Source organism: Streptococcus sp. UMB1203 (assembly GCF_030217725.1).
In the GTDB taxonomy this organism is placed as follows: Bacteria; Bacillota; Bacilli; order Lactobacillales; family Streptococcaceae; genus Streptococcus.
Genome location: NZ_JASOOK010000028.1, coordinates 1 through 24,929, shown reverse-complemented (window position 1 = coordinate 24,929; position 24,929 = coordinate 1). Strand labels below are relative to the sequence as shown.

The window sequence follows — 24,929 nt, the reverse complement described above, 5'->3', positions numbered from 1 at the left end:
ATGGGACTTTTTTTCTACACAAAAAAGGCTCCATAAGATCCATAGGGGATTTACCCACTACAAATATTATAGAGCCCTTTTCTATAGGGGAAGTTTTTGAATAGTTTAAAAAAATGCTAAAAGAGTCTTGACAAGTAGTTGAAAAATGATATAATTTAACCATTCAGAAAAGTAATCATATAAACTTTTTAGAGAGTCTGTGGTAGCTGAAAACAGATAAGTGATGATGATGAAAATTGGGCTGAATGTTATTTAGAATTTGAAATCATAAAAATTCGGTGAGCACACCTTACAGTGCATCTCGTTATTGCGAGACAGAGCGATAGGGAAATTCCCTATAATTGAGGTGGTACCGCGCATCGACGTCCTCACACAAGTTTTTTGTGTGAGGACTTTTTTGATGGAGGTTAGTATGGAAAGAAAACGATGGCGTCACTTGTTTATACTCAATGAAAATCAAAAAGCAAACTAGGAAGCTAGCCGCAAGCTGTACTTGAGTACGGTAAGGCGGCGCTGACGTGGTTTGAAGAGATTTTCGAAGAGTATTAGATAAGTGAAGTATTTTAAAGGAATAAAAAGGAGAAATAGAATGAAAAATAAACGTTTAATTGGAATTATCGCTGCATTAGCAGTCTTAGTAGCAGGAAGCTTGATTTACTCTTCAATGAATAAACCAGAAGCTAAGAATGAAAAGAAAGTTGCCAAAGTTGGTGTCCTTCAGTTTGTGAGCCATCCATCTCTTGATTTGATTTATAAAGGAATTCAAGATGGACTTGCAGAAGAAGGTTATAAAGATGACCAAGTTAAAATCGATTTTATGAACTCAGAAGGTGACCAAAGTAAGGTTGCGACAATGAGTAAACAATTGGTTGCAAATGGGAATGACCTTGTGGTTGGTATTGCAACACCAGCAGCTCAAGGATTGGCTAGTGCAACAAAAGACCTACCGGTTATCATGGCTGCTATTACAGACCCAATTGGTGCTAACTTGGTCAAAGATTTGAAAAAACCAGGTGGTAACATTACAGGTGTATCTGACCATAATCCAGCTCAACAACAAGTTGAACTCATCAAAGCTCTCACACCAAATGTGAAAACAATCGGAGCCCTTTACTCAAGTAGTGAAGACAATTCAAAAACACAGGTTGAAGAATTTAAGGCTTATGCTGAAAAAGCTGGTTTGACAGTGGAAACATTTGCAGTTCCTTCAACAAATGAAATTGCTTCAACAGTTAACGTTATGACTAGTAAGGTCGATGCTATCTGGGTTCCAATTGATAACACTATTGCTTCAGCCTTCTCAACTGTTGTTTCAAGTAATCAATCCGCTAAAAAACCAATTTACCCAAGTGCAACTGCAATGGTAGAAGCTGGTGGTTTGGCATCCGTTGTAGTTGACCAACACGACCTTGGTGTGGCAACAGGTAAAATGATTGCGCAAGTTTTGAAAGGTGCTAAACCAGCTGATACTCCAGTCAATGTGTTTTCAACTGGTAAGTCAGTAATTAACAAAAAATTGGCACAAGAGCTAGGTATTACGATTCCTGAATCTGTTCTTAAAGAAGCAGGACAAGTGATTGAATAATCTGTAATGGAGGAGTTGGGGACATCTCCTCCAATTTTTTACAATAGAAATCATATAGAAAAGGTTAAGAAACAGATGATATTATCTATTATTTCTCAAGGATTTGTCTGGGCTATTTTAGGTCTGGGGATCTTTATGACATTTAGGATTTTGAACTTTCCAGATATGACAACAGAAGGTTCCTTCCCTCTTGGGGGAGCTGTTGCTGTCACTTTGATAACCAAAGGAGTGAACCCATTTTTAGCGACTCTTGTTGCTGTAGGAGCAGGTTGTTTGGCTGGAATGGCAGCAGGACTTCTTTATACAAAAGGGAAGATCCCAACCTTGCTCTCAGGGATTTTGGTGATGACTTCCTGTCACTCTATCATGCTGTTGATTATGGGGCGTGCAAACTTAGGACTGCTTGGAACCAAGCAAATTCAGGATGTTTTGCCTTTTGATTCAGATTTGAACCAACTCTTGACAGGTCTCATCTTTGTCAGTATTGTTATTGCTCTCATGCTCTTTTTCTTGGATACCAAACTAGGACAAGCCTATATTGCTACAGGTGACAATCCTGATATGGCTAGAAGTTTCGGGATTCATACTGGACGCATGGAGCTCATGGGATTGGTCTTATCAAATGGTGTGATTGCCCTTGCAGGTGCTCTTATTGCCCAGCAAGAAGGGTATGCTGATGTATCTCGAGGAATCGGGGTTATAGTTGTGGGGCTGGCAAGCTTGATTATTGGAGAAGTTATCTTCAAGAGTTTAAGCTTGGCAGAGCGTTTGGTTACAATCGTTGTAGGTTCTATCGCCTATCAATTCTTAGTGTGGGCAGTTATTGCGCTTGGCTTTAATACAAGTTACCTTCGTTTGTACAGCGCCGTGATTTTAGCAGTCTGCCTCATGATTCCAACATTTAAGCAAACAATCTTGAAAGGAGCCAAATTAAGCAAATGACAGCAATTGTAGAATTAAAAAATGCAACCAAAGTCGTTAAAAATGGCTTTGATGAAGAAAAGATTATCTTAAATGATGTTTCCTTAGAAATTTTTGAACAGGATTTCATCACGATTTTAGGTGGAAATGGTGCTGGGAAATCAACTCTCTTTAACACTATTGCAGGAACCTTGTCATTAACCAGTGGAACCATCCGTATTTTGGGTGAAGATGTTACCAAGTTTTCACCAGAGAAGCGGGCTAAGTATCTGTCTCGAGTCTTCCAAGATCCCAAGATGGGGACAGCTCCTCGTATGACGGTGGCTGAAAATCTTTTGATTGCCAAGTTTCGTGGTGAAAAGCGTGGACTGTTTCCGAGACGTCTGGCTAGCTATAAGGATGAGTTTCAGGCAACTATTGAAAAAGTGGGAAACGGTCTTGAGAAACACTTGAATACACCGATTGAGTTCTTATCTGGTGGACAAAGACAGGCTTTGAGTCTCTTGATGGCAACCTTGAAGCGACCTGAGTTGCTCTTGTTAGACGAGCATACTGCAGCCCTTGATCCAAAGACAAGTGTCGCACTCATGGAGTTGACAGATGAATTTGTCAAGAAAGACCAGCTGACAGCGCTTATGATTACCCACCATATGGAAGATGCTCTCAAATATGGCAATCGTTTAATTGTCATGAAAGAAGGACGAATCATCCAAGATTTGAAACAAGAAGAAAAAGCAAAAATGAAAATCTCTGATTATTATCAACTCTTTGAATAAAGTAGGGAAAATGAGTGAAATGGTTTACTTTTTTTCTGAAATAAAGTATACTATATAAAGTAAACTATGATAACATGGAGGTATTGTGTATGGTTGACAAACAAGTCATTGAAGAAATCAAAAACAATGCCAACATTGTGGAAGTCATAGGAGATGTGATTTCTTTACAAAAGGCAGGACGGAACTATCTAGGGCTCTGTCCTTTTCATGGTGAAAAAACACCTTCTTTCAACGTTGTAGAGGACAAGCAGTTTTACCACTGTTTTGGTTGTGGTCGCTCAGGTGATGTCTTTAAGTTCATCGAGGAGTACCAAGGAGTTCCCTTTATGGAGGCTGTCCAAATCTTAGGTCAGCGTGTCGGGATAGAGGTGGAAAAACCGCTTTATAGTGAGCAGAAGCCAGCTTCACCCCACCAAGCTCTTTATGATATGCACGAAGATGCTGCCAAATTTTATCATGCTATTCTCATGACAACGACCATGGGGGAGGAGGCCAGAAACTACCTTTATCAGCGTGGTTTGACAGATGAAGTGCTCAAGCATTTTCGGATTGGTTTGGCACCTCCAGAACGCAACTATCTCTATCAACGTTTGTCTGATCAGTATCGTGAAGAGGATTTCTTGGATTCAGGCCTGTTTTATCTCTCGGATGCTAATCAATTTGTAGACACTTTTCACAATCGGATTATGTTTCCCCTGACAAATGACCAAGGAAAGGTCATTGCCTTCTCAGGTCGTATCTGGCAGAAAACGGATTCACAAACTTCTAAGTATAAAAATAGCCGATCTACTGCAATTTTTAACAAAAGTTACGAATTATATCATATGGATAGGGCAAAAAAATCTTCTGGTAAAACCAGTGAGATTTACCTGATGGAAGGGTTCATGGATGTCATTGCAGCTTATCGGGCTGGAATCGAAAACTCTGTCGCATCTATGGGAACAGCCTTGAGTCGAGAGCATGTTGAGCATCTAAAAAGGTTAACCAAGAAGTTGGTTCTTGTTTACGATGGCGACAAGGCTGGGCAAGCTGCGACATTGAAAGCGCTAGACGAAATTGGTGATATGCCTGTACAAATCGTCAGCATGCCTGATAGCTTGGATCCGGATGAGTATCTACAAAAAAATGGACCAGAAGACTTGGCCTATCTATTAACGAAAACTCGTATTAGTCCGATTGAGTTTTACATTCATCAGTATAAGCCTGAAAATAGTGAAAATCTGCAGGCTCAGATTGAATTTATTGAAAAAATAGCGCCCTTGATTGTTCAAGAAAAGTCTATCACTGCTCAAAACAGCTATATTCATATTTTAGCTGACAGTCTGGCATCCTTTGATTATGCTCAGATTGAGCAGATTGTTAATGAAAGCCGTCAGGCGCAAAGGCAAAATCGCATGGAAGGGATTTCCAAACCGACGCCAATCACTATGCCTGTCACCAAGCAGTTATCAGCTATTATGAGGGCGGAAGCTCATCTACTTTATCGAATGGTGGAATCTCCTCTTGTTTTGAACGATTACCGTTTGCGAGAAGACTTTGCATTTGACACACCTGAATTTCAGGTCTTATATGACTTGCTTGGCCAGTATGGCAATCTTCCTCCAGAAGTTCTAGCAGAACAGACAGACGAAGTTGAAAGAGCTTGGTATCAAGTCTTAGCTCATGATTTGCCTGCTGAGATGTCACCGCATGAACTAAGTGAAGTAGAAATGACTAGAAACAAGGCTCTCTTGAATCAGGACAATATGAGAATCAAAAAGAAGGTGCAGGAGGCGAGCCATGTAGGAGATACCGACACAGCCCTAGAAGAATTGGAACGTTTAATTTCCCAAAAGAGAAGAATGGAGTAATAATGGCAACAAAACAAAAAGAAGTAACAACATTTGATGTACAAGTAGCAGAATTTATCCGTAATCATAAACAAAAAGGGACAGCAACTGATGATGAAATTAATGCAAGTCTGGTGATTCCTTTTACCTTGGATGCTGATGGGATTGAAGATCTCTTGCAACGAATTCAGGATGCAGGGATTTCTATCACAGATAACGAAGGAAATCCGAGTGCGCGTGTTCTGAGCACTGAAGAAGAGCCAGAACTCAGCGACGAGGACTTGATTGGTTCAACTTCGGCTAAGGTCAATGACCCTGTTCGTATGTACTTGAAAGAAATCGGAGTCGTTCCTCTCTTGACCAATGAAGAGGAAAAAGAATTGGCACTGGCTGTTGAAGCTGGTGATATCGAAGCCAAACAACGTCTTGCGGAAGCCAACCTTCGTTTGGTTGTTTCTATTGCTAAACGCTATGTCGGCCGTGGTATGCAGTTCCTTGACTTGATTCAAGAAGGGAACATGGGCTTGATGAAGGCGGTTGACAAGTTTGACTATTCTAAAGGATTCAAGTTCTCAACTTATGCAACCTGGTGGATTCGTCAGGCTATCACTCGTGCTATTGCGGATCAAGCTCGTACCATCCGTATCCCAGTTCATATGGTTGAAACCATCAATAAATTGGTTCGTGAACAACGTAATCTTCTTCAAGAATTGGGACAAGATCCGACACCAGAACAAATCGCTGAACGTATGGATATGACCCCTGACAAGGTTCGTGAAATCTTGAAGATTGCCCAAGAACCGGTATCCCTTGAAACTCCTATCGGTGAAGAGGATGATAGCCACCTTGGGGACTTTATCGAAGATGAAGTGATTGAAAATCCAGTGGATTATACAACTCGTATCGTCTTGCGTGAGCAGTTAGATGAGGTCTTGGATACTCTTACAGACCGTGAAGAAAATGTTTTGCGTCTACGTTTTGGATTAGATGATGGTAAAATGCGTACCCTTGAAGATGTGGGTAAAGTATTTAACGTGACTCGCGAGCGTATCCGTCAGATTGAAGCTAAAGCTTTGAGAAAACTACGCCAACCAAGTCGCAGCAAACCGCTTCGTGATTTTATTGAAGACTAAGAGTGAGGATGAATATGGCTTATACAGAAGAGCAAATTGAAAACATCAAAACACGAATTTTATCAGCCTTGGAAGAAGTTATTGATCCTGAGTTGGGAATCGATATTGTCAATCTTGGTTTGATCTATGAGATTCGTTTTGATGGTGACACAGGGCAAACAGAGATTGATATGACTTTGACAACCATGGGTTGTCCCCTAGCCGACCTTTTGACAGACCAGATTTATGATGCTATGACAGAGGTTCCAGAAGTAACGGATACTGAGGTCAAATTAGTTTGGTATCCAGCCTGGACCGTTGAAAAAATGAGTCGCTATGCACGTATTGCCCTAGGCATTAAGTAAACATATAAAAGCATGTGAGAGATTATTGGAAAGGCGAGGAAATTTCCCCCTCTTTTCCTCTAGTCTCTCCTTTCTTTTGCTGATTTTATTCAAAGAAAATGATATAATAGTAGTTATGGAAAAAAAGAAATTACGCATCAATATGTTGAGTTCAAGTGAGAAAGTAGCAGGACAAGGAGTTTCAGGTGCCTACCGTGAATTAGTTCGTCTTCTTCACCGTGATGCCAAGGACCAATTGATTGTTACAGAAAATCTTCCAATCGAGGCAGATGTGACTCACTTTCATACAATTGATTTCCCCTATTATTTATCAACATTCCAAAAGAAACGTTCAGGGAGAAAAATTGGCTATGTACATTTCTTGCCTGATACACTTGAGGGGAGTTTGAAAATTCCATTTTTCTTAAAGGGAATTGTGAAGCGCTATGTATTTTCTTTTTACAACCGGATGGAGCACTTGGTGGTGGTCAATCCTATGTTTATCGAGGATTTGGTGGCAGCTGGTATTCCACGTGAAAAAGTGACCTATATTCCTAACTTTGTCAATAAGGAAAAATGGCATCCCCTTCCACAAGAAGAGGTGGCGAGTCTGCGAACAGAGCTAGGTCTTAGTGAGAATCAGTTTATCGTAGTAGGTGCTGGTCAAGTTCAGAAACGCAAAGGGATTGATGACTTTATCCGTCTGGCTGAGGAATTGTCTCAGATTACCTTTATCTGGGCTGGTGGATTCTCTTTCGGTGGCATGACAGATGGTTATGAGCGCTACAAGAAAATAATGGAAAATCCTCCTAAAAATTTGATTTTTCCAGGTATCGTGTCACCAGAGCGGATGCGCGAATTGTATGCCCTAGCTGACCTTTTCTTGTTGCCTAGTTACAATGAGCTCTTTCCGATGACTATCTTAGAAGCTGCCAGTTGTGAAGCTCCTATTATGCTACGTGATTTGGATCTTTATAAGGTGATTTTAGAGGGAAATTATCGGGCAACAGCAGATAGAGAAGAGATGAAAGAGGCTATTTTAGAATATCAAGCAAATCCTGCTGCCTTAAAAGACCTCAAAGAAAAAGCTAAGAATATTTCCAGTGAGTATTCAGAAGAGCATCTGTTACAAATTTGGTTGGACTTTTATGAGAAACAAGCCGCTTTAGGGAGAAAGTAAAAAGAGAGGTAATCTATGCGAATTGGTTTATTTACAGATACCTATTTTCCTCAGGTTTCAGGTGTTGCGACCAGTATTCGAACCTTGAAAACAGAACTTGAAAAGCAAGGGCACGCTGTTTTTATCTTTACGACGACAGATAAGGATGTCAATCGTTATGAAGATTGGCAAATTATCCGCATTCCAAGTGTTCCTTTCTTTGCTTTTAAGGATCGCCGCTTTGCCTACCGAGGTTTCAGCAAAGCACTGGAAATTGCTAAACAGTATCAGCTGGATATTATCCATACTCAGACAGAATTTTCTCTTGGCTTGTTGGGGATTTGGATTGCGCGAGAACTGAAGATTCCGGTCATCCATACCTATCACACCCAGTATGAAGACTATGTGCATTATATTGCCAAGGGGATGTTGATTCGTCCTAGCATGGTTAAGTATCTGGTTAGAGGTTTTTTACACGATGTGGATGGGGTTATTTGCCCGAGTGAGATTGTTCGTGACTTGCTATCTGACTATAAGGTCAAGGTTGAAAAACGGGTCATTCCAACTGGTATTGAGTTAGCTAAGTTTGAGCGTCCGGAAATAAAGCAGGAAAATTTGATAGAACTGCGTAGTAAACTGGGGATTCAAGATGATGAAAAGATGTTGCTTAGTCTTTCCAGAATTTCCTATGAAAAAAATATTCAGGCAGTATTAGCAGCCTTTGCAGAAGTTCTGAAAGAGGAAGACAAGGTCAAACTGGTGGTTGCTGGGGATGGTCCTTATCTGGATGACCTTAAAGAGCAAGCCAAGAAACTAGAGATTCAAGACTCAGTCATCTTTACAGGGATGGTTGCTCCTAGTGAGACGGCTCTTTACTATAAGGCAGCGGATTTCTTCATTTCAGCATCGACAAGTGAAACCCAAGGCTTGACCTACTTGGAAAGCTTGGCCAGTGGAACGCCTGTCATTGCACATGGAAATCCTTATCTGGACAATCTTATCAGTGATAAAATGTTTGGAACCTTGTATTATGGAGAACATGATTTGGCTGGAGCTATTTTAGAAGCCCTGATTGCAACGCCAGATATGAATGAGCATACCTTATCAGAGAAATTGTACGAGATTTCAGCTGAGAATTTTGGAAAACGAGTGCATGAGTTTTATCTGGATGCCATTATTTCAAATAACTTCCAGAAAGATTTGGCTAAAGACGATACGGTTAGTCAGCGAATCTTTAAGACAGTTTTGTATCTACCGCAACAGGTGGTCGCTGTGCCCGTAAAAGGCTCTAGACGCATGCTGAAGGCTTCAAAAACGCAGTTAATCAGCATAAGAGATTATTGGAAAGACCATGAGGAATAGAAAGAGGAACAGCCATGAAAAAACAATTAATGAGAAGTAGTCTTGATAAAAAGATTGCGGGTGTTTGTGCCGGAGTGGCCCATTATCTTGATATGGATCCAACTATCGTTCGCGTAATATGGGGTGTTCTTGCTTGCTGTTACGGAGCTGGGATTGTAGCTTATATCATTTTATGGATCATCGCACCTGTAGCAACTGACTATTGAAAACTAGCTGAATTCATGCTAAGATAATAGAAAATAGAATGTAATGAAGGAGAGAAAAATGGCATTTGGAGATAATGGAAATCGTAAAAAAACCTTTTTTGAGAAATTAACTTTAATTATCGTAGTTATTATGCTATTAGCAAGTATTTTGGGTATTTTTGCAACTGCTATTGGTGCCCTTAGTAATCTATAAAATAGATTCAAGAAAATTTTGTGACTGGGATTTCCCAGCCCTTTTTTAAAGTGAGAAGAAAAAATGAGTATGTTTTTAGATACAGCTAAGATTAAGGTCAAGGCTGGAAATGGTGGCGATGGTATGGTTGCCTTTCGCCGTGAAAAATATGTCCCTAATGGCGGTCCTTGGGGTGGTGACGGTGGTCGTGGAGGAAATGTAGTTTTCGTTGTAGATGAAGGACTACGTACCCTCATGGATTTCCGCTACAATCGTCATTTCAAGGCTGATTCTGGTGAAAAAGGAATGACCAAAGGGATGCATGGTCGTGGTGCCGAGGACCTTAGAGTTCGAGTGCCACAAGGAACAACTGTGCGTGATGCCGAGACTGGCAAGGTCTTGACAGATTTGATTGAACATGGTCAAGAATTTATCGTTGCCCACGGTGGTCGTGGTGGACGTGGAAATATTCGCTTTGCGACACCAAAAAATCCTGCACCTGAAATCTCTGAAAATGGAGAACCAGGTCAGGAACGTGAATTACAGTTAGAACTTAAAATCCTTGCGGATGTTGGTTTAGTAGGATTCCCATCTGTAGGTAAATCAACACTTTTAAGTGTTATCACATCTGCTAAACCAAAAATCGGTGCCTACCATTTTACGACTATTGTGCCAAATCTAGGAATGGTTCGTACCCAATCAGGTGAATCCTTTGCAGTAGCTGATTTACCAGGTTTGATTGAAGGGGCTAGTCAAGGTGTTGGTCTAGGAACTCAGTTCCTCCGTCACATTGAGCGTACACGTGTTATCCTTCACATCATTGATATGTCAGCTAGTGAAGGCCGTGATCCATATGAGGATTATCTTGCCATCAATAAAGAGCTGGAGTCATACAATCTTCGTCTCATGGAGCGTCCACAGATTATTGTAGCCAATAAGATGGATATGCCTGAGAGTCAGGAAAATCTTGAAGAATTCAAGAAAAAATTAGCTGAAAACTATGATGAATTTGAAGAGTTACCAGCTATCTTCCCAATATCTGGTTTGACCAAGCAAGGTCTAGCAACGCTTTTGGATGCTACAGCTGAATTGCTAGACAAGACACCAGAATTCTTGCTCTACGACGAGTCAGATATGGAAGAAGAAGCTTACTATGGATTTGACGAGGAAGAAAAAGCCTTTGAAATTAGTCGTGATGACGATGCTACATGGGTACTTTCTGGTGAAAAACTGATGAAACTCTTTAATATGACCAACTTTGATCGTGACGAATCAGTCATGAAATTTGCTCGTCAATTACGTGGTATGGGGGTTGATGAAGCCCTTCGTGCGCGTGGAGCTAAAGATGGGGATTTGGTCCGCATTGGTAAATTTGAGTTTGAATTTGTAGACTAGGAGACTGATATGGGAGATAAACCGATATCTTTCCGAGATGCGGAAGGCAACTTCGTCTCCGCTGCAGACGTTTGGAATGAAAAGAAATTGGAAGAACTATTTAATCGTCTCAATCCAAATCGTGCTCTGAGATTAGCACGAACTAAAAAAGAAAATCCATCTCAGTAAAGAATATAACAAAATTCCGTGCCACATGAGACACGGAATTTTCTTATTCTTCAAAGAAAAATGGTGGAGCGAATTTTTTCAATTCTTCAAAGCATTTTTGAGCAGCTTCTGCATCTTCACAGATGACGAGACAGACATCATCTCCACAGAGAGTAGCGATAGCGTCAGGGAAGCTCAAAGCATCAATGATAGAACCAAAGGATTGAGCAAGTCCAGGAAGGGTTTTTAGTAGGACTTGGTGTTGAACGGGGCGCATCAAGACAAGAGCATCCTCCATATAAATTTCGAGACGTTTTTCCCATTTTGAGATAGAACCTGTATTGAGCACGTAGTAAGAGTTGTCTTCTTCTCGTACTTTTGAAAGGTTCATACTTTTAATATCTCTCGAAAGTGTAGCTTGTGTAACTTGAATATCATTATCGGCAAGAAGAGCTTGTAGCTCAGCTTGAGTATGAATCTTGTTTTTCGTTACAAGAGCTCGTATGAGTTGGTGTCGGTGTTCAGATTTATTCATAAAATATTACTCCTTGTACTAGGTACAGAAAGCGTGGACTGAACGAAAGCGTCAGTCGGGTGGTAAGCGGTATTGTCACGTATGATGATTTCAAAGTCAGTAGTATAGGACTAAATGGAGAAAATCCCACACTTTTAACTTGTCACTAGTTGGGTGTAGATGAATTGGGTATCTATCTGTTTATCTACATTGGTGTCCTCTACTAACAGTAAATCATTCAATTAGGGTAGCCTTTTGTCACGACTTGTTGTGAATTTACGATTAATGTCAAATCACAGAGATTTTCCAACATGTGGTGTGGTAGCGAGTGTTATTAATGAGTACACATGTTGGTTAGAGTCTTAGTATCTTTTGTCTAAGCTCCCGTGTAGACCTATCATAAGCCCATATTGGGATTGAAGTTGATACCAAGTTTATGTTTGTTTCAACTGTTTAAGTGGAAATAGTTTCATCTTGAAAGTCTGATATTATACCTTTTGACAAGGTAGGATAAGAGTAGACTGTTCTAGATCAACAGTCAGCTGGTATGCGGTATTGTCACGAATTGTGATTTCAAAGTCAGTAGTATAGAGGACTAAACGAAGAGTATCTCCCTCTTTTAACTTGTAAATAGTCGGTTGCAGTTCAAACTGGATCTCCATCCATTCATCTGCAGTAATATCCTCTACCAACAGTAAATCATTTCTATTTTGTAAATTGAGATAGCCTTTTGTCACGACTCGTTGCGCATTTTCACGAAATGGCAATTCACAGAGATTTTCCAACATGTGGTAGCGACCGTTGTCAATGGTTCTAGCACTTAAAACAGCTGGATAAGGTTGTAGGTATTTCTTTTGTCCAAGTTGCATTAGTTGGGCTGATAAGAGCCCCTTGTTTGTACTGGACTTGATACGCAGATTGAGCTGTGCGCGACCGTTCAGGTGGAGATCCTTGGTCAAAGGAAGGTCAATAGTAATTTGATTGGTTTTCCCTTGATAGAGCTCCGTATTAAAGGTCTGGTATGTTTTACCATAGCGCTCAAAATCCTTATCTGGGTACTGGTTTTGAATGACTTGCTCTTCTTGACCAAGTGAGAAAGTTTCTGAGGTTTCTTGATTACCAAAATCATCAAGAATCTGCCAAGTCTGAGGAGCAGTATTATCTTGCCAGATAACAGTCGGAAGTTGAAAATCTGTTTCTTGACCCAATAATTTTTTAGTCAATAAGGCGTTCATAGCTTCACGGAAGTCAATGGATTGCCAGTTGTTCATATAAACATGGGCACCATTATGGAAAAAGAGATGCTTATTGATATGAGCTGGAAGGGCATGGAACATCTGGTAAACATGAAGTGGTTTGACATTCCAATCCTGTGAACCGTGGGTAAAGACAACCTCTGCCTTTACTTTATCAGCATTGAGCAGATAATTGCGGTCATGCCAAAACTGATTGTAGTCGCCAGTCTTGCGATCCAGTTGCTCTTTTACTTTTTCTAAGTCAGCTTGGTGAGCCTCATTACCACGAATATAGTCACCAGCCAAGAGATTACGAGAGTAGGTTAGTTCAGCAAGGGAGTCAAAGTCCTCACCTGGATAACCACCTGGGCTAGTTACTAGACCGTTTTCACGGTAGTAGTTGTACCACGAAGAAATACCAGCCTCGGCAATGATAACTTCTAAACCATCGACACCTGTAGTTGCTAAACCATTGGACATAGTACCTAGATAGGAAAGCCCAGTTGTGGCTACTTTTCCGTTTGACCAGTCAGCCTTTACTTGACGCTGGCGCGTATGGTCGGTAAAGGCGCGGCAACGACCATTGAGCCAATCGATGACATTCTTATAAGCCTCGATTTGCTGGTAGTCTCCATTAGTCATGAAACCAGTAGAGTCTTTAGTACCAACACCTGACACATAGAGATTAGCAAAACCTCGTGGAAGGAAGTAGTCGTTGAGTGTATAGCTAGCGTTGATGTGAGTTAGCCTTTCCTCAGCTTCTGACACAAGCTCAGCTTGGCCTTGAGGTTGGACAAGATTGACTTGAGGTTCTTCTAGCTCAATCTTATGAGCAGGCTTAACCTCGAGCTCGCCCTCCATCTTGTAGAGAGCCTTGTCGCTAGCCTTGTCATTTGTTCCCTGATGGTAGGGACTAGCTGTCATGATAGCAGGGATTTGTCCATCAAAACGAGGTCGAATGATGCTGACCTTGACTAAGTCAGGTAAACCCTTTTGGTCAGTATCGACACGAGACTCAACGTAAACGACTTCTCGAATGACATCATGGCTAGAAAAAGTAGCCAAACTCTTGCCGTTAAAGTAGTGGTAGTCATTATCCTCCGGAATAAGACCGTCACTAACAAGTTGGTCGATAAGAGTAATTCCCTTTTTGGTGCGAGTATTGAGTAACTGATAGAGATTTTCAATCAAGTCACCATATACAATGGGAAATCCAGTCTCTTTACGGAAAACTTCACTTTCTTCGAAGTCAACCAAATAAGAAAAGCCTAAAAGTTGAAAGGCTACAGTGTAGAAAATATCTGCAGTCAACTCTTTGTTTGACTGAAAAAAAGTCAGTAAGTCAGTTTCTTTATCAACTGCCAAACTGGATAGAGGATAGGCACTATCTTTATAATTAAAAAAGAAACGAATAAGAAACGCTTCAAGCATTTTTTTATTTGTAATATTGACTGGTAAATCAAACCCATACTTTTTTAATTCAAAGATAATTGTATCTCTAGGTAGCGCTAAATAGCTGAATTGATTAAAACGCATATAACCTCCGATAAAATTAAACTTAAGATTATTATATCAAAAAAAGAGTGAAAAATAAATATAAAAACAAAAATAAAATAACATAAAAAGATATTTAGTATCGCAATTAATATAAAAGTAAAAATTACTTAAATATAAGTCGAAAAAAACTAAAAAATAAAAGCATGAAACTATTGAATTTGTTGACTAAATCGGGGGGGGTGGTATAATTTAAGTATGTAATTGCACACATGGTTACAAATCTAAAAAAAAGAAAGTGATTAAAATGTATAAATCAAAAAGACAAAAAAATAAATCTTTTGATTGGTATGGTTTGAGTCAACGCTTCTCTATCCGTAAGTATCATTTTGGTGCTGCGAGTGTACTTTTGGGTACAGCCTTGATTTTGGGTGCTGCCCAATCTACTGCTAATGCAGAAGAAGCAACTGCTGACAATAAAACAGAAGCCGTAACCTCTACTCCAAAAGATGGTGAGGGGGCAACTTCTCCAACGAATGTGACCTTGCCAGCTACTGAAGCTAGAACAGGAGCTCCTGTTCTAGATAAAAAAGAGTTGAGCGAGGAAGAAATCGCAAAGTTAGTAGCGGAAGCGTCTAAGAAAGACGATAAAACATCTGAAACTGCTACAACTGAAAAATCAGAGGTTACTGACAAAGAAAAAGCAACTCAAGCAGCTGATTCTACAGATAAAAAATCTGAGAAAGCAGTTGATGATAAAGCTGATAAGAAGGATGAAAAGAAAGCAGAGAACCCAATTGCTGCTACAAAGACAATCCTTGAACAGTTAACATCAGAAGCTGAAGTTCTGAATACAACTGCGGCAAACTATGCTGAGAAAAAAGTTGAAGATAAATCTTCAAAAGAAGCAATTGCAGCTGCAGTAGCAGCTGCAAAAGTGGAAATTGCTGCATCTAAGAAAGTTCTAAACCAGAAAGATGTTACCGCTGAACAATTGAATCTTCAACTTCAACGTATCTCATCTGCTATCGAAGCAGTTTATACTGAGATGAAACGCGCAGGTCATATCGGTAAAGTTGAGGCTGTGTTGGATGAGGCAAATACTGCTAACGCTGGTGGAAGAGATAGTGCACCTCTAGAATTGACACCTGTAACAAATACAGAATCATTAACAGACTCTGAAATTGCAGCGATTATTAAACAAATTCGCACATCAAACCCAGGGTTAACAAATGAAGATACAATTACAGTTAATAAAACAAGAGGAGTACAAGGGGCAGGGTTCACAACAATTACTTATGCGGATGGTTCAGGTTCAGTAACATTTGAACCAGGTCAAGTAATGGTTGCTTCTGCAGGGATTAAAAACCTTGAGCAATTATCAAGCTCTATTAACTGGTTCAACTTTGCTTCTGCTACTATTACTTATAAAGACGGTACGGTAGCAACTCCAGTAAGATATTATGGGAATACAACGACTACACCAAATGGGAAATTATACAAACAATTAGATGCCAACACTGGTTCAACAGGTCGTACATTTGAAGGTTACTTTTCAATGTATCGTGATATCACTTTAGGAAGAGATTATACAGTTGATGGTGTTCTTTACGCTAAAGGAGCTAAATTAAAATCAACAGATGATGCATTCCTAAAAATGGGTATTGCGAAGTATGAACAACATATTTACTATGGGGGAAATTTACAAGGACAAACAGATGTAAAAGTTCCAAATACGGCTAATCTAACTACGTATACGACTAAAACATTAGGTGAAATCTATGAAGTGTTACAAGTAGGGATGAAATTCGATGTTCCTACCCGTGTAGAAGGATATCGCTTAAGTGCAACAGTTTCTAAACTTGCACCAAAAGAAGTAGAAACTGACCCTCAAAAAGGACAAGGAAATAGATTAAGAAATTATACTAGTGGGACTAACGGAAATTCTAAAGCCTATGGCCCTACTAGTGTATATGATATCGTCGATGGACCAAATGGTGGAGGGCGTGGAGTAGATGTTCTTCTAACTACACAAGATAAAACAAACAGTTACCTTCGTTCAGCGGGAATTCATACTAACTATCGTGAAAGAAGAGAAGGAGATTCTGACACAAATCCAACAGGTCCAGTCCGCGAAGGTTTAGTAGCCTTCAGTTCATCTCGTGACCACGCGAACTTTGGGGTATCTTTGTACTTAGAAGCAACTTATAATGGACAACTTGTTCCCGTAAATGCCGTTGTAGCAGATGCCGATGAATCAGGTCGACGTGAATATTCTCAATTTGAAACTGATGGTGGTGCCTTTGAAAAACTAATGGAAATCCACTGGGATAACCGTAGATTAGATAGCAAAGGTGATGCTATTGTAGATGGAAATGGAACATCTGTTCTTGTTGACAAACATGGAAATCCTTATGTAGATGCTGCAGGAAATCCGATGTTTATTAACAATAAACAAACTCCTACAAGAGAAGATGTAGAAGATAATGGTATAACTGAAGCTAAATATTACTTGACGACTGCTTCAGGTGCAAAAGTACTTGTATCAGAAAAAGATCATATGCCAGTTCTAGATGCTGATGGTAATCCAACTATTTTAGATTCTACTGGAACTCGAATGACAACGACTAGAGAAGGGTTGTTTACAAGCACTGAAACCGAGAGAAATGGTGTAAAAATCAAAACTAGAGAGATTCTAGATGGTGAAGGACGTCCTATCTTACAAGGTAGTGCCGCAATGAAAGGTTTAGAAGCTTTCATTTTACCAAGCGGAGTTAAAACATTTGAGGTTGAATATATAAACGGTAACAAAGGCAAACGTAAGTATTATGATACTACAGATGGGAAACACAAAGAAATCACAAAAGACTTCTATGGTAGATCGATTATGTATGGTTCTGAGGTCGATGGACGACTAGCTAAAGAAGGTGATGATCCTAGAGCAACACTGAAATTCAAAAACCCTGACAAACGACCTGTACAATTAACGAATGCAGGCGATTTAGGGGATATGAAAGATGCTGGATATGATCCAACACAATGGGTAAGTCCATCAGCCTATGGAAGCAAAACTTTTGGTTCATTCTGGGATGCACGTGAAGACGGATACAGATTACCAATTGGATTAACACAAGGGGTAAGTAACTTATCATTCTATGGTAACTCAACAAGTTCTGTATCAGGGGTTGTCGGATTTATCGTAACAGACGGTGGAGATGCTCCAAGTTCATACGGAAGTGCAAAACACGTAATTGGGAACTTCAACAAAGTAATTAATAACCGAGAAGTAACAGCAACACAGCCATATTTAGGAGATCAACCAGGGGATCCAGACTTCCGTTCAACAGTCAATGCAAAATCAGGTGACTGGGTTCTAGATGATCTTGTAATGACAAATAAATATGTTGAAAAAGACCTAGGTGCTGGAGAAACAGATCCTAGTAAACAAGTACAAGTAACGAACCAAAAAGGGGAAACAGGTACATTCTTAATTACATCTAGTGGAAATGCTGTAATTAGAAAAGAAGATGGTACACAAGTAGCTGTCAACCAAGGAGACGTTCTTACAACTCCAGATCCAGCAACTGGTTTACCAATGATTGGGATTTATAATGCAACAACTAAAAAACTTGGTGTTGGGGCAATCCCTGATGAAGGTGAAGCACAATTATTAGATCCAGATGCAGTAGATAATACTGGTAAGAAAATCAAAGGTGAATATACACTGCGCCAAGCAAGTGACACAGAATATGTTTTATATGGTGTAAAAGCTAACCCAGGTGTAAATAATAAAGAAGCATATTTACGTGGATGGGTTGACTTCAATGGGAATGGTAAATTCGATGTAGATGAAGCATCAGAATTAATCAAAGTAACACCAGGTCAAAAAACGTATGATGTTAAATTCAAGAACGTAGCACAATTATTAGATACTGCGATTGATAAAGCCGGAGTACGTTTACGTATTGCGTTAGAAGAACAAGATATCCGTGAATCAACAGGACTTGCTGGTTCAGGGGAAGTAGAAGATTTCCAAACATTCGTCACTCACTTCCCTCGTGGTACAAGACACGAAACTAAAGATTACCAAGGACAAGAGCAAGGAATTAAATTCCCAACAAATTCTATGTTCATCGCAAATGGTAAATCAAAAGATTCAGGATACAAAAACTGGGCTCAAATCAACAACGTTGAATTATCACCGAAAATTGTATTAACAGATAAAGTGGTTGATACAACTAAAGTGACAACATTAGATCCTAATGCTGAAAAAGATAAAACAGATTTAGGAACAAAAGGAATTGTATCTCGACTACGTAAAAAATCTGACGGCTCAATTTACATGCAAGACGGTAAAGTATTTGTTGATAAGAACGATTCCACCGTTTTAACAGGTAGATTAGTAGAAGTTAAAGATAAAAATAATAAAGTATTAGGAACAGCGTTAGAAGTTGTGAACCCTAATAACAAAAAAACAGAATACTTAATGTCTGAGTATACGGAATATGACAGTGTTGGTAACAAAGTCGGAACATATAAGGTTAATCCAGCTACAGCAGGTGATAACAAAGAAATTACAGGTGGATTCTATGAAACAGCTGTAACGTTTAAACCTGAATTAGGATTTGTTGGTAAAGCAAAAGGTATTGCAATTCGTGCATGGGATGATAATAATAATTCAACTGGATGGGAAGCTAATAATGATACAATTGAGGCTTCTAAAGCATCTACCACATTAGCAGAAAAAGATAAGGTTCTTGAAAATACAAATAATGGAAATAATGGTTATAAAACAATGGATACTAGTTATATTCCAACTGTTATTGATGTGAGACCAATAGGTGAAGATACTACAACTACTGATGTTCAAGGTAAAAAACAAAGTGCTAGACCTCAAATCCCAGTATACGGAACAGTGGAAACTGAAACAGGATATAAGATTACAGATTCTAGGTATGCTAATGAATTCGAAATCATAGATAAGAATAAGAGTATAAAATTAGCGGATACTTTAGAAAGTAATAAATCTTCATACGATAAAGATACTGAAGTAAGTAAGGCTACTACATTAACACTTGCTGATGGGAAGGTAGTAACATATACTCCTGATAAAGATAAATTACCAGCGCGTGCGAAAATTGCTGAAGATGCAGATGTGGTAGTAACAGGTACAGGTTCTGTTGTAGTAAATAATGTTCGACTTGTTACTGGAAAAACTATCCCAGCGGGATCTAGTCCAGTTGATCCTCATCCTGTTACAGCAGACACGGTTGTTACTCTAGCCAACGGTACAGAGACTACTATTCCTGCCAGAGGAAGAATTCCAACAGGAGCTAAACTTAAAAATTCACTAGTGTCGACAGCTAATAATACTTGGAATAATGTTACTTATAATACAGGTGATACTATTCCACGTGAAAGTGGAGGAAAAATTTCTACTTTGGCTAAAGAAACATCTATTAGTCAGATTGTAGGAAAAGGTGATGTTGTAAAAGTTGATGGTAAATATCGTGCAACTAACACGATTCCAGCAGGTACTAAAGTTAAGAGAATATTACCGTTAAATCAAGTTGTATTACCAAGTGCAACACATCTTGATCCTACAACAGGAGCAATAACAGAGGTTCCACGTAGTTATGACCTGGCTAATACTAATGATTCTAAAGTAACAATCACAGGTGAAGGGGTATATGAACTTGTGAAAGATGCAAGTGGAAAACCAACAGGTGAAGTTACATTTACACCAGAACCTGGATTTGTAGGTAGAGGAACAGGTGTAGATTTAGTACAACCAGATATAGACTATAATGATGTTGTAGCAAATGATAAAGTTACAGAAAAATATGGTACTGATTACGGTAGAGCAAAATACACACCAATAGTAACACCAGTTACAGAAGCATCAATTACACGTACAATTCACTATGTGTATGAGAGTGATAATGATGCAACAGCTACTAGTCAAGCTTCTTATAAAAATAATAATCCAATTTTATCAATCAATAATGAACCAGTAACACGTTCTCAAACTCTAAACTATACTCGTACATATAAAATGTTTGATGAAGATGGTGTATTAGACCAACCGATGGTAACTGCGAATACAGTTAGAGATGTGAATGGTACAGAATACACAGCAGGAACTGAAATACCTAAAGGTACTAAATTCTCTCAAGGAACATTGATTATTTCCGATTGGAAACATGGAGAAAATAACGAAGAGATGAATAGCATAGTTTCTCCTACTGTAAAAGGTTATACAGCGAATGTTGTAACTTTAGAATACAATGCTCCAAATGCAACAGGAGAAATGGCTCATATTAAAGATGCTAAGGAAATTGGTACTTATAAACCGATTGATAGAAATACAAAAGATGTAGGAACGTATAAACCAGCTTCTTCTGCAATAAGATCAGACGACAAAGACAACTTCGATATGTATGTTGTTTATAAAGCTGATACTCAAAAAGCTAAAGTAACATACATCGACTTAGATGCGACAGGTGATGCTCGTATTCTTGAAGTTCAAACAGCAGCAACTGCTCCTACTACGGGTGCGGATGCGAAAACAACTTACGGGGTTACAACGCTTCAAGGTAAATCTCATACGAAGATTCCTTACCTAACAGCTGACACAATCAAGAAATATAAAGACCTTGGTTATGAATTAGTAACTGATGACTATACAAATAATACTCAAGGTACAGCTATTGAAGGTGGACGTAAGTTCGATGATGATAAAGATGTAGATCAAGCATTCAATGTTTATCTACGTCACAAAAAAGTTCTTCGTCAAATTAAAGATACTCAAGAAGTAACACGTACAATCGAATACAAATATGCAAGTACAGATGATGTACCGGCAGATAAACGTGGGACAACGGCTGCACCGACAGTGACTGAAACACTTCACTTTGAACGTGACCGTACAATCGATTACACATTAGCTGCGAAAGAATATCCAACAGAATATGCAACTTACAAAGCAGTGTTAGATAAGAGTGGATATGATTCTCCTGAAGAATACAAAGTTCGTACAGTTTACTACGATCACATCACAAACAAAGCGATAGCTGCAGATGCAACAGCTGCTCAAAAAGCAATCGTTACATTTGGACCATGGACTCCGGTAGGTGGAACAGCTACTGGTGTAACGTTAACACCTGCAGAAGTAGCAAAAGACGATAAGTTCAACCTTGTTAACTCTCCAGAAGTGACTGGATACACTCCAGATAACGCTACTGTAGAAGCAACTGCAGCAATCGATGCAGAAGCAGATGACTACAAGATCACAGTACTTTACACTCCAGTTGCTCAAAAAGCTGTAGTTAAATTCGTAGAAGTAGATCCTACTAATACAGATAAAGTAATTACTCCAGGTCTTGCAGATCCAATCGCAGTAACAGGTAAATCAGAAGCAGCTTACCCAGCAACAACAGCAACTTCAGTAACTGATAAGATTGCTGAGCTAGTTAAGAAAGGTTACGAATTAGTAAATAACGGATTTGTATCAACTGATAAGTTCGATAAAGATGCAGCAGTTGATCAAGAATATGTTGTGAAATTCAAAGCTAAAGTAGTTGATATTCCATCATTCGATCCAACTAAACCGAAGAGTGATGATAACCCAAGACCAATTCCAGGAAAAACGCCAATCGATCCAAATAATCCAGATGGACCAAAATGGACAGAAGAATTAATCAACGCTGTAAAAGTACAAGAAGAAGTAACGCGTACAATTAAGTATGTATACGAAGATGGTACTCCAGTAGCAGAATCTGATTTAACAAGTGTAGCTGATAAGAAAGTTAAAACACTTAAATTCACTCGTCCTGGTAAGATTAATGTAGCGACAGGAGAAATCACATACGGAGATTGGTCAGCGAACCAAAAATTTGAAGCTGTAACATCGCCAGTATTAGAGAAATACACAGCGGCAGTTGCAGGAGTAACTCCAACAACAGCTGATGTACCAGCGAAAACTGTAGCGGCTACTGATAAAGACTTTGAAGAAGTAGTAGTTTATAAAACTAAACTAATCACAGTTGATCCAAAAGCTCCAAATTATAAAGAGCCTAAGAAAGGTGAGCCAATTAATCCAAGCGATCCAAATGGACCGAAATGGACTGATGAACTACTTGCGAAACTTAAAAATAATGAAGAGGTAACACGTACAATTACGTACACTTACTCAACAGAAGCAAGTGAATTAAACCAAGCTGAAAAAGATGGAAATAAAGGTGGAACTAATGTAGTAGAACCAGTTACTACAAAAGTGAACTATACTCGTGTAGCTAAAGTAAACCCAGTAACAGGAGAAATCACTTATGGAGATTGGGAAGCTAAAAATAACGATACTACATTAGAAGGAAATGCTCTTCCAGCTGTAGCTGGATATGTTGCAACAGGGGATGTAGAAACATCTGTTAAACCTGTAGAAAATGTTAAGGCAGAAGATAAAGATATTACGGAAAAAGTAGTGTACAAAGCACTAGGTAAATATGTACCAGTTGTACCAGCAGGATTCAATCCTCCAACAATTCAAAATCCACAATATCCAAATAATCCAACAGATCCTACAAAACCAGGAACACCAACAACGATTCCATATGTACCAGGAACTACACCAGTAGGACCAGATGGACAACCGTTGACACCAAAAGTACCAGGTGATCCAAAACAAGGATATGTACCACCAGTACCAACAACACCAACTGGAGACACAACAATCGTTTATACGAAAGATGGTTCTCAAGTAGCAGTAACTAAATTCGTAGATACAACTGGTAAAGGACTAGAACCTTCAGTAGTAGATACTGGTGATACAGGAAAAGCTTTCACTAAAGATGCAGAAGTAACTGCAGCAATCAATAAGATTTTAGCTCGTGGATATGAAAAAGTAGCCAATGTAAATACAAGTGAAAAAGATTATCCATCAACAGATGCTGAAAAAGTATTTGATGCTGATGCGTCAACAAACCAAGAATATACAGTAACATTCAAACCGATTGTTAAAGATATTCCAACAGATCCAACTACTCCAGGTTATGTGAAACCAGAACCAGGACAACCAGTAGTTCCAGGTGACAATAATGGACCAAAATGGCCTGATTCAGTTAAAGACTTGAAGACAACTGAATCTGTAACACGTACTATCAAGTATATTTATGACGATGGAACTCCAGTTCCAGATGCTAAACTAGGTGCAGATGTACCAGGTAAGAAAGTTCAAACTCTTGAATTCACAAGAACAGCTAAAGTTAACCTTGTGACAGGAGAAATTGAATATGGAACTTGGACACCTAAAACAACAGCTGATTTTGAAGCAGTGACAACACCAACAATTGATGGATATACATCAGCATTAGTAAGTAATCCAACAACAAGTGATGTTCCAGCTAAGACAGTAATAGCTGATGCAGCGGACTTCGAAGAAGTTGTAGTTTACAAAATAAAACAAATTACAATTGATCCAAATGATCCAAACTTCGATCCAAATAAACCAGTAGATCCAAACAATCCAGACGGACTAAAATATAAAGATCTTAAACTAGCTGAAGAAGTAAAACGTACAATTACGTATACTTATGCAGATGATGTAGCAGATACTGCTAAACGTGGAACTGAAGCAGAACCTAAACATGAAACTACAGTAAGCTTTACACGTACAGCAACAGTTAATGCTGTAACAAAAGAAATTACTTACAGTGAATGGACGGCTAAAGATAACGATACAACTCTTGAAGGAAAAGCAACTATCCCAGTTAAACCTGGATATGTAGCTACAGGAGATGTAGAAGCATCTAAGAAAGATGTAACGGGTGTTAATGCAACGGATAAAGATATTGTTGAAAAAGTTATCTATAAAGATTTAGGTAAATTTGTCCCAGTTGTTCCAGAAGGATTCACTCCTCCGACAATTGAAAACCCACAATATCCAAATAATCCAGATGATCCTACAAAACCAGGAACTCCTACAACTACGATTCCATACGTACCAGGAACTACACCAGTGGGACCAAATGGAAAACCATTAACTCCGAAAGATCCAAACGATCCAAAACAAGGATATAACCCACCAGTGCCAACGAACCCGACTGAAGATACTACAATCGTTTATACGAAAGATGGTTCTCAAGTAGCAGTTACACACTTCATCGAAGTAAACAGTGAAACTGATAAGACTGAAAAAGGTGGAGTAGCCCAATCAATCGTTGATACAGGAGATGCAGGAAAAGCATTCACGAAAGGTGCAGAAGTAACAGCTACAATCGAAGCTCTGAAAGCTAAAGGATACACAGTTGTTGAAAATAATTACCCAACAGATGGTAAATTCGACGCAGACTCTAAGACTAACCAAGAATTTAAAGTTCTTGTGACAGTTAAACCAGTAACTGTAAATCCAAATGATCCAAAACCAACTCCTAATAAACCAATCGATCCAAATAATCCAACAGGACCAAAATGGACTCCAGAGTTAATCAAAGAGTTAGAAGATGGACGTAAAGAAGAAGTTAAACGTACAATCAACTATGTATATGCAGATGGTAAGAAAGCTGCTGATTCAGTTCAAGAAACTAAAGAATTCAAACGTTCAGCAACTATCAACCCAATTACTGGTAAGATTACATTCGGAGAATGGTCACCAGCTAACCAAACATTTGGAGAAGTAACTTCA

15 protein-coding genes, 1 pseudogene and 1 other annotated feature are annotated in these 24,929 nt (G+C 39.1%); of the genes and pseudogenes, 13 read left to right on the top strand and 3 right to left on the bottom strand.

The genetic code is table 11. The features are described 5' to 3' along the window. Positions 1-155 precede the first annotated feature (155 nt). Positions 156-373, top strand: a binding site (T-box leader). A 216-nt stretch (positions 374-589) separates the two neighbouring features. The 12 genes from trpX to QP439_RS07410 all read left to right on the top strand — a co-directional run bounded on the left by trpX (position 590) and on the right by QP439_RS07410 (position 11,029). After that, on the top strand, positions 590-1,585 hold the full coding sequence (trpX, locus tag QP439_RS07465; protein WP_000792150.1) for a tryptophan ABC transporter substrate-binding protein: 996 nt from the start codon (positions 590-592) through the stop codon (positions 1,583-1,585). A gap of 75 nt (positions 1,586-1,660) precedes the next feature. Further along, positions 1,661-2,527, top strand: coding sequence for an ABC transporter permease (locus QP439_RS07460; protein ID WP_045612545.1), 867 nt, complete (start codon positions 1,661-1,663; stop codon positions 2,525-2,527). Continuing rightward, complete coding sequence (locus QP439_RS07455; protein ID WP_004254621.1) at positions 2,524-3,282, top strand: ABC transporter ATP-binding protein; 759 nt, start codon at positions 2,524-2,526, stop codon at positions 3,280-3,282. Before QP439_RS07460 ends, QP439_RS07455 begins: the two co-directional genes overlap by 4 nt. 89 nt (positions 3,283-3,371) lie before the next feature. Next, on the top strand, positions 3,372-5,132 hold the full coding sequence (dnaG, locus tag QP439_RS07450; protein ID WP_285389113.1) for a DNA primase: 1,761 nt from the start codon (positions 3,372-3,374) through the stop codon (positions 5,130-5,132). A gap of 2 nt (positions 5,133-5,134) precedes the next feature. Continuing rightward, the gene (gene rpoD / locus QP439_RS07445) at positions 5,135-6,244 is read left to right on the top strand and encodes an RNA polymerase sigma factor RpoD (protein ID WP_000201903.1); all 1,110 of its coding nucleotides are present in this window, start codon (positions 5,135-5,137) and stop codon (positions 6,242-6,244) included. Between the two features lie 14 nt (positions 6,245-6,258). Then, a complete protein-coding gene (locus QP439_RS07440) occupies positions 6,259-6,588 on the top strand; it encodes a metal-sulfur cluster assembly factor (protein WP_000331925.1) in 330 nt (109 codons plus the stop codon). Between the two features lie 115 nt (positions 6,589-6,703). Then, entirely contained in the window at positions 6,704-7,747 is a 1,044-nt protein-coding gene (gene cpoA, locus QP439_RS07435) for an alpha-galactosylglucosyldiacylglycerol synthase (RefSeq protein ID WP_285389110.1), read from the top strand. Between the two features lie 15 nt (positions 7,748-7,762). Further along, positions 7,763-9,088 carry a glycosyltransferase family 4 protein gene (locus QP439_RS07430; RefSeq protein ID WP_125393715.1) on the top strand — a complete coding sequence of 442 codons (1,326 nt, stop codon included), beginning with the start codon at positions 7,763-7,765 and terminating at the stop codon, positions 9,086-9,088. A 29-nt stretch (positions 9,089-9,117) separates the two neighbouring features. Then, positions 9,118-9,294: a PspC domain-containing protein gene (locus tag QP439_RS07425; RefSeq protein WP_125393714.1), complete on the top strand. Its 177-nt coding sequence runs from the start codon at positions 9,118-9,120 to the stop codon at positions 9,292-9,294. A 58-nt stretch (positions 9,295-9,352) separates the two neighbouring features. Continuing rightward, positions 9,353-9,487, top strand: a complete 135-nt coding sequence (locus QP439_RS07420; RefSeq protein WP_049499369.1) for a DUF4044 domain-containing protein — start codon at positions 9,353-9,355, stop codon at positions 9,485-9,487. 63 nt (positions 9,488-9,550) lie between these two features. Beyond that, complete coding sequence (gene obgE / locus QP439_RS07415; RefSeq protein ID WP_000061642.1) at positions 9,551-10,861, top strand: GTPase ObgE; 1,311 nt, start codon at positions 9,551-9,553, stop codon at positions 10,859-10,861. 9 nt (positions 10,862-10,870) lie between these two features. Then, positions 10,871-11,029 (top strand): hypothetical protein, encoded by a 159-nt coding sequence (locus QP439_RS07410; RefSeq protein WP_004239381.1) that lies wholly within the window; start codon positions 10,871-10,873, stop codon positions 11,027-11,029. A gap of 43 nt (positions 11,030-11,072) precedes the next feature. Here the strand turns inward: QP439_RS07410 and QP439_RS07405 are convergent, their stop codons facing one another. The 3 genes and pseudogenes from QP439_RS07405 to QP439_RS07400 form a co-directional block, all read right to left on the bottom strand. Continuing rightward, positions 11,073-11,543: an arginine repressor gene (locus tag QP439_RS07405; RefSeq protein WP_001043026.1), complete on the bottom strand. Its 471-nt coding sequence runs from the start codon at positions 11,541-11,543 to the stop codon at positions 11,073-11,075. Then, a pseudogene (locus QP439_RS09130) lies at positions 11,540-11,841 on the bottom strand (Xaa-Pro dipeptidyl-peptidase); the annotation flags it as partial. The pseudogene QP439_RS09130 and the gene QP439_RS07405, both read right to left, overlap by 4 nt. A gap of 169 nt (positions 11,842-12,010) precedes the next feature. Next, on the bottom strand, positions 12,011-14,293 hold the full coding sequence (locus tag QP439_RS07400) for a Xaa-Pro dipeptidyl-peptidase (protein WP_285389099.1): 2,283 nt from the start codon (positions 14,291-14,293) through the stop codon (positions 12,011-12,013). Between the two features lie 265 nt (positions 14,294-14,558). Here QP439_RS07400 and QP439_RS07395 point away from each other — a divergent pair. Next, positions 14,559-24,929 (top strand): mucin-binding protein (locus tag QP439_RS07395; RefSeq protein WP_285389096.1); only part of this gene is annotated, 10,371 nt, incomplete at its 3' end.

Excerpts from the sequence above, each read along its gene's own strand:
- QP439_RS07455 (WP_004254621.1), top strand. The coding sequence starts at position 2,524 with ATGACAGCAATTGTAGAATTAAAAAATGCAACCAAAGTCGTTAAAAAT.
- QP439_RS07410 (WP_004239381.1), top strand. The coding sequence starts at position 10,871 with ATGGGAGATAAACCGATATCTTTCCGAGATGCGGAAGGCAACTTCGTC.
- rpoD (WP_000201903.1), top strand. The coding sequence starts at position 5,135 with ATGGCAACAAAACAAAAAGAAGTAACAACATTTGATGTACAAGTAGCA.
- dnaG (WP_285389113.1), top strand. The coding sequence starts at position 3,372 with ATGGTTGACAAACAAGTCATTGAAGAAATCAAAAACAATGCCAACATT.
- QP439_RS07425 (WP_125393714.1), top strand. The coding sequence starts at position 9,118 with ATGAGAAGTAGTCTTGATAAAAAGATTGCGGGTGTTTGTGCCGGAGTG.
- QP439_RS07460 (WP_045612545.1), top strand. The coding sequence starts at position 1,661 with ATGATATTATCTATTATTTCTCAAGGATTTGTCTGGGCTATTTTAGGT.
- QP439_RS07405 (WP_001043026.1), bottom strand. The coding sequence starts at position 11,543 with ATGAATAAATCTGAACACCGACACCAACTCATACGAGCTCTTGTAACG.
- QP439_RS07400 (WP_285389099.1), bottom strand. The coding sequence starts at position 14,293 with ATGCGTTTTAATCAATTCAGCTATTTAGCGCTACCTAGAGATACAATT.
- cpoA (WP_285389110.1), top strand. The coding sequence starts at position 6,704 with ATGGAAAAAAAGAAATTACGCATCAATATGTTGAGTTCAAGTGAGAAA.
- trpX (WP_000792150.1), top strand. The coding sequence starts at position 590 with ATGAAAAATAAACGTTTAATTGGAATTATCGCTGCATTAGCAGTCTTA.
- QP439_RS07430 (WP_125393715.1), top strand. The coding sequence starts at position 7,763 with ATGCGAATTGGTTTATTTACAGATACCTATTTTCCTCAGGTTTCAGGT.
- obgE (WP_000061642.1), top strand. The coding sequence starts at position 9,551 with ATGAGTATGTTTTTAGATACAGCTAAGATTAAGGTCAAGGCTGGAAAT.
- QP439_RS07440 (WP_000331925.1), top strand. The coding sequence starts at position 6,259 with ATGGCTTATACAGAAGAGCAAATTGAAAACATCAAAACACGAATTTTA.
- QP439_RS07420 (WP_049499369.1), top strand. The coding sequence starts at position 9,353 with ATGGCATTTGGAGATAATGGAAATCGTAAAAAAACCTTTTTTGAGAAA.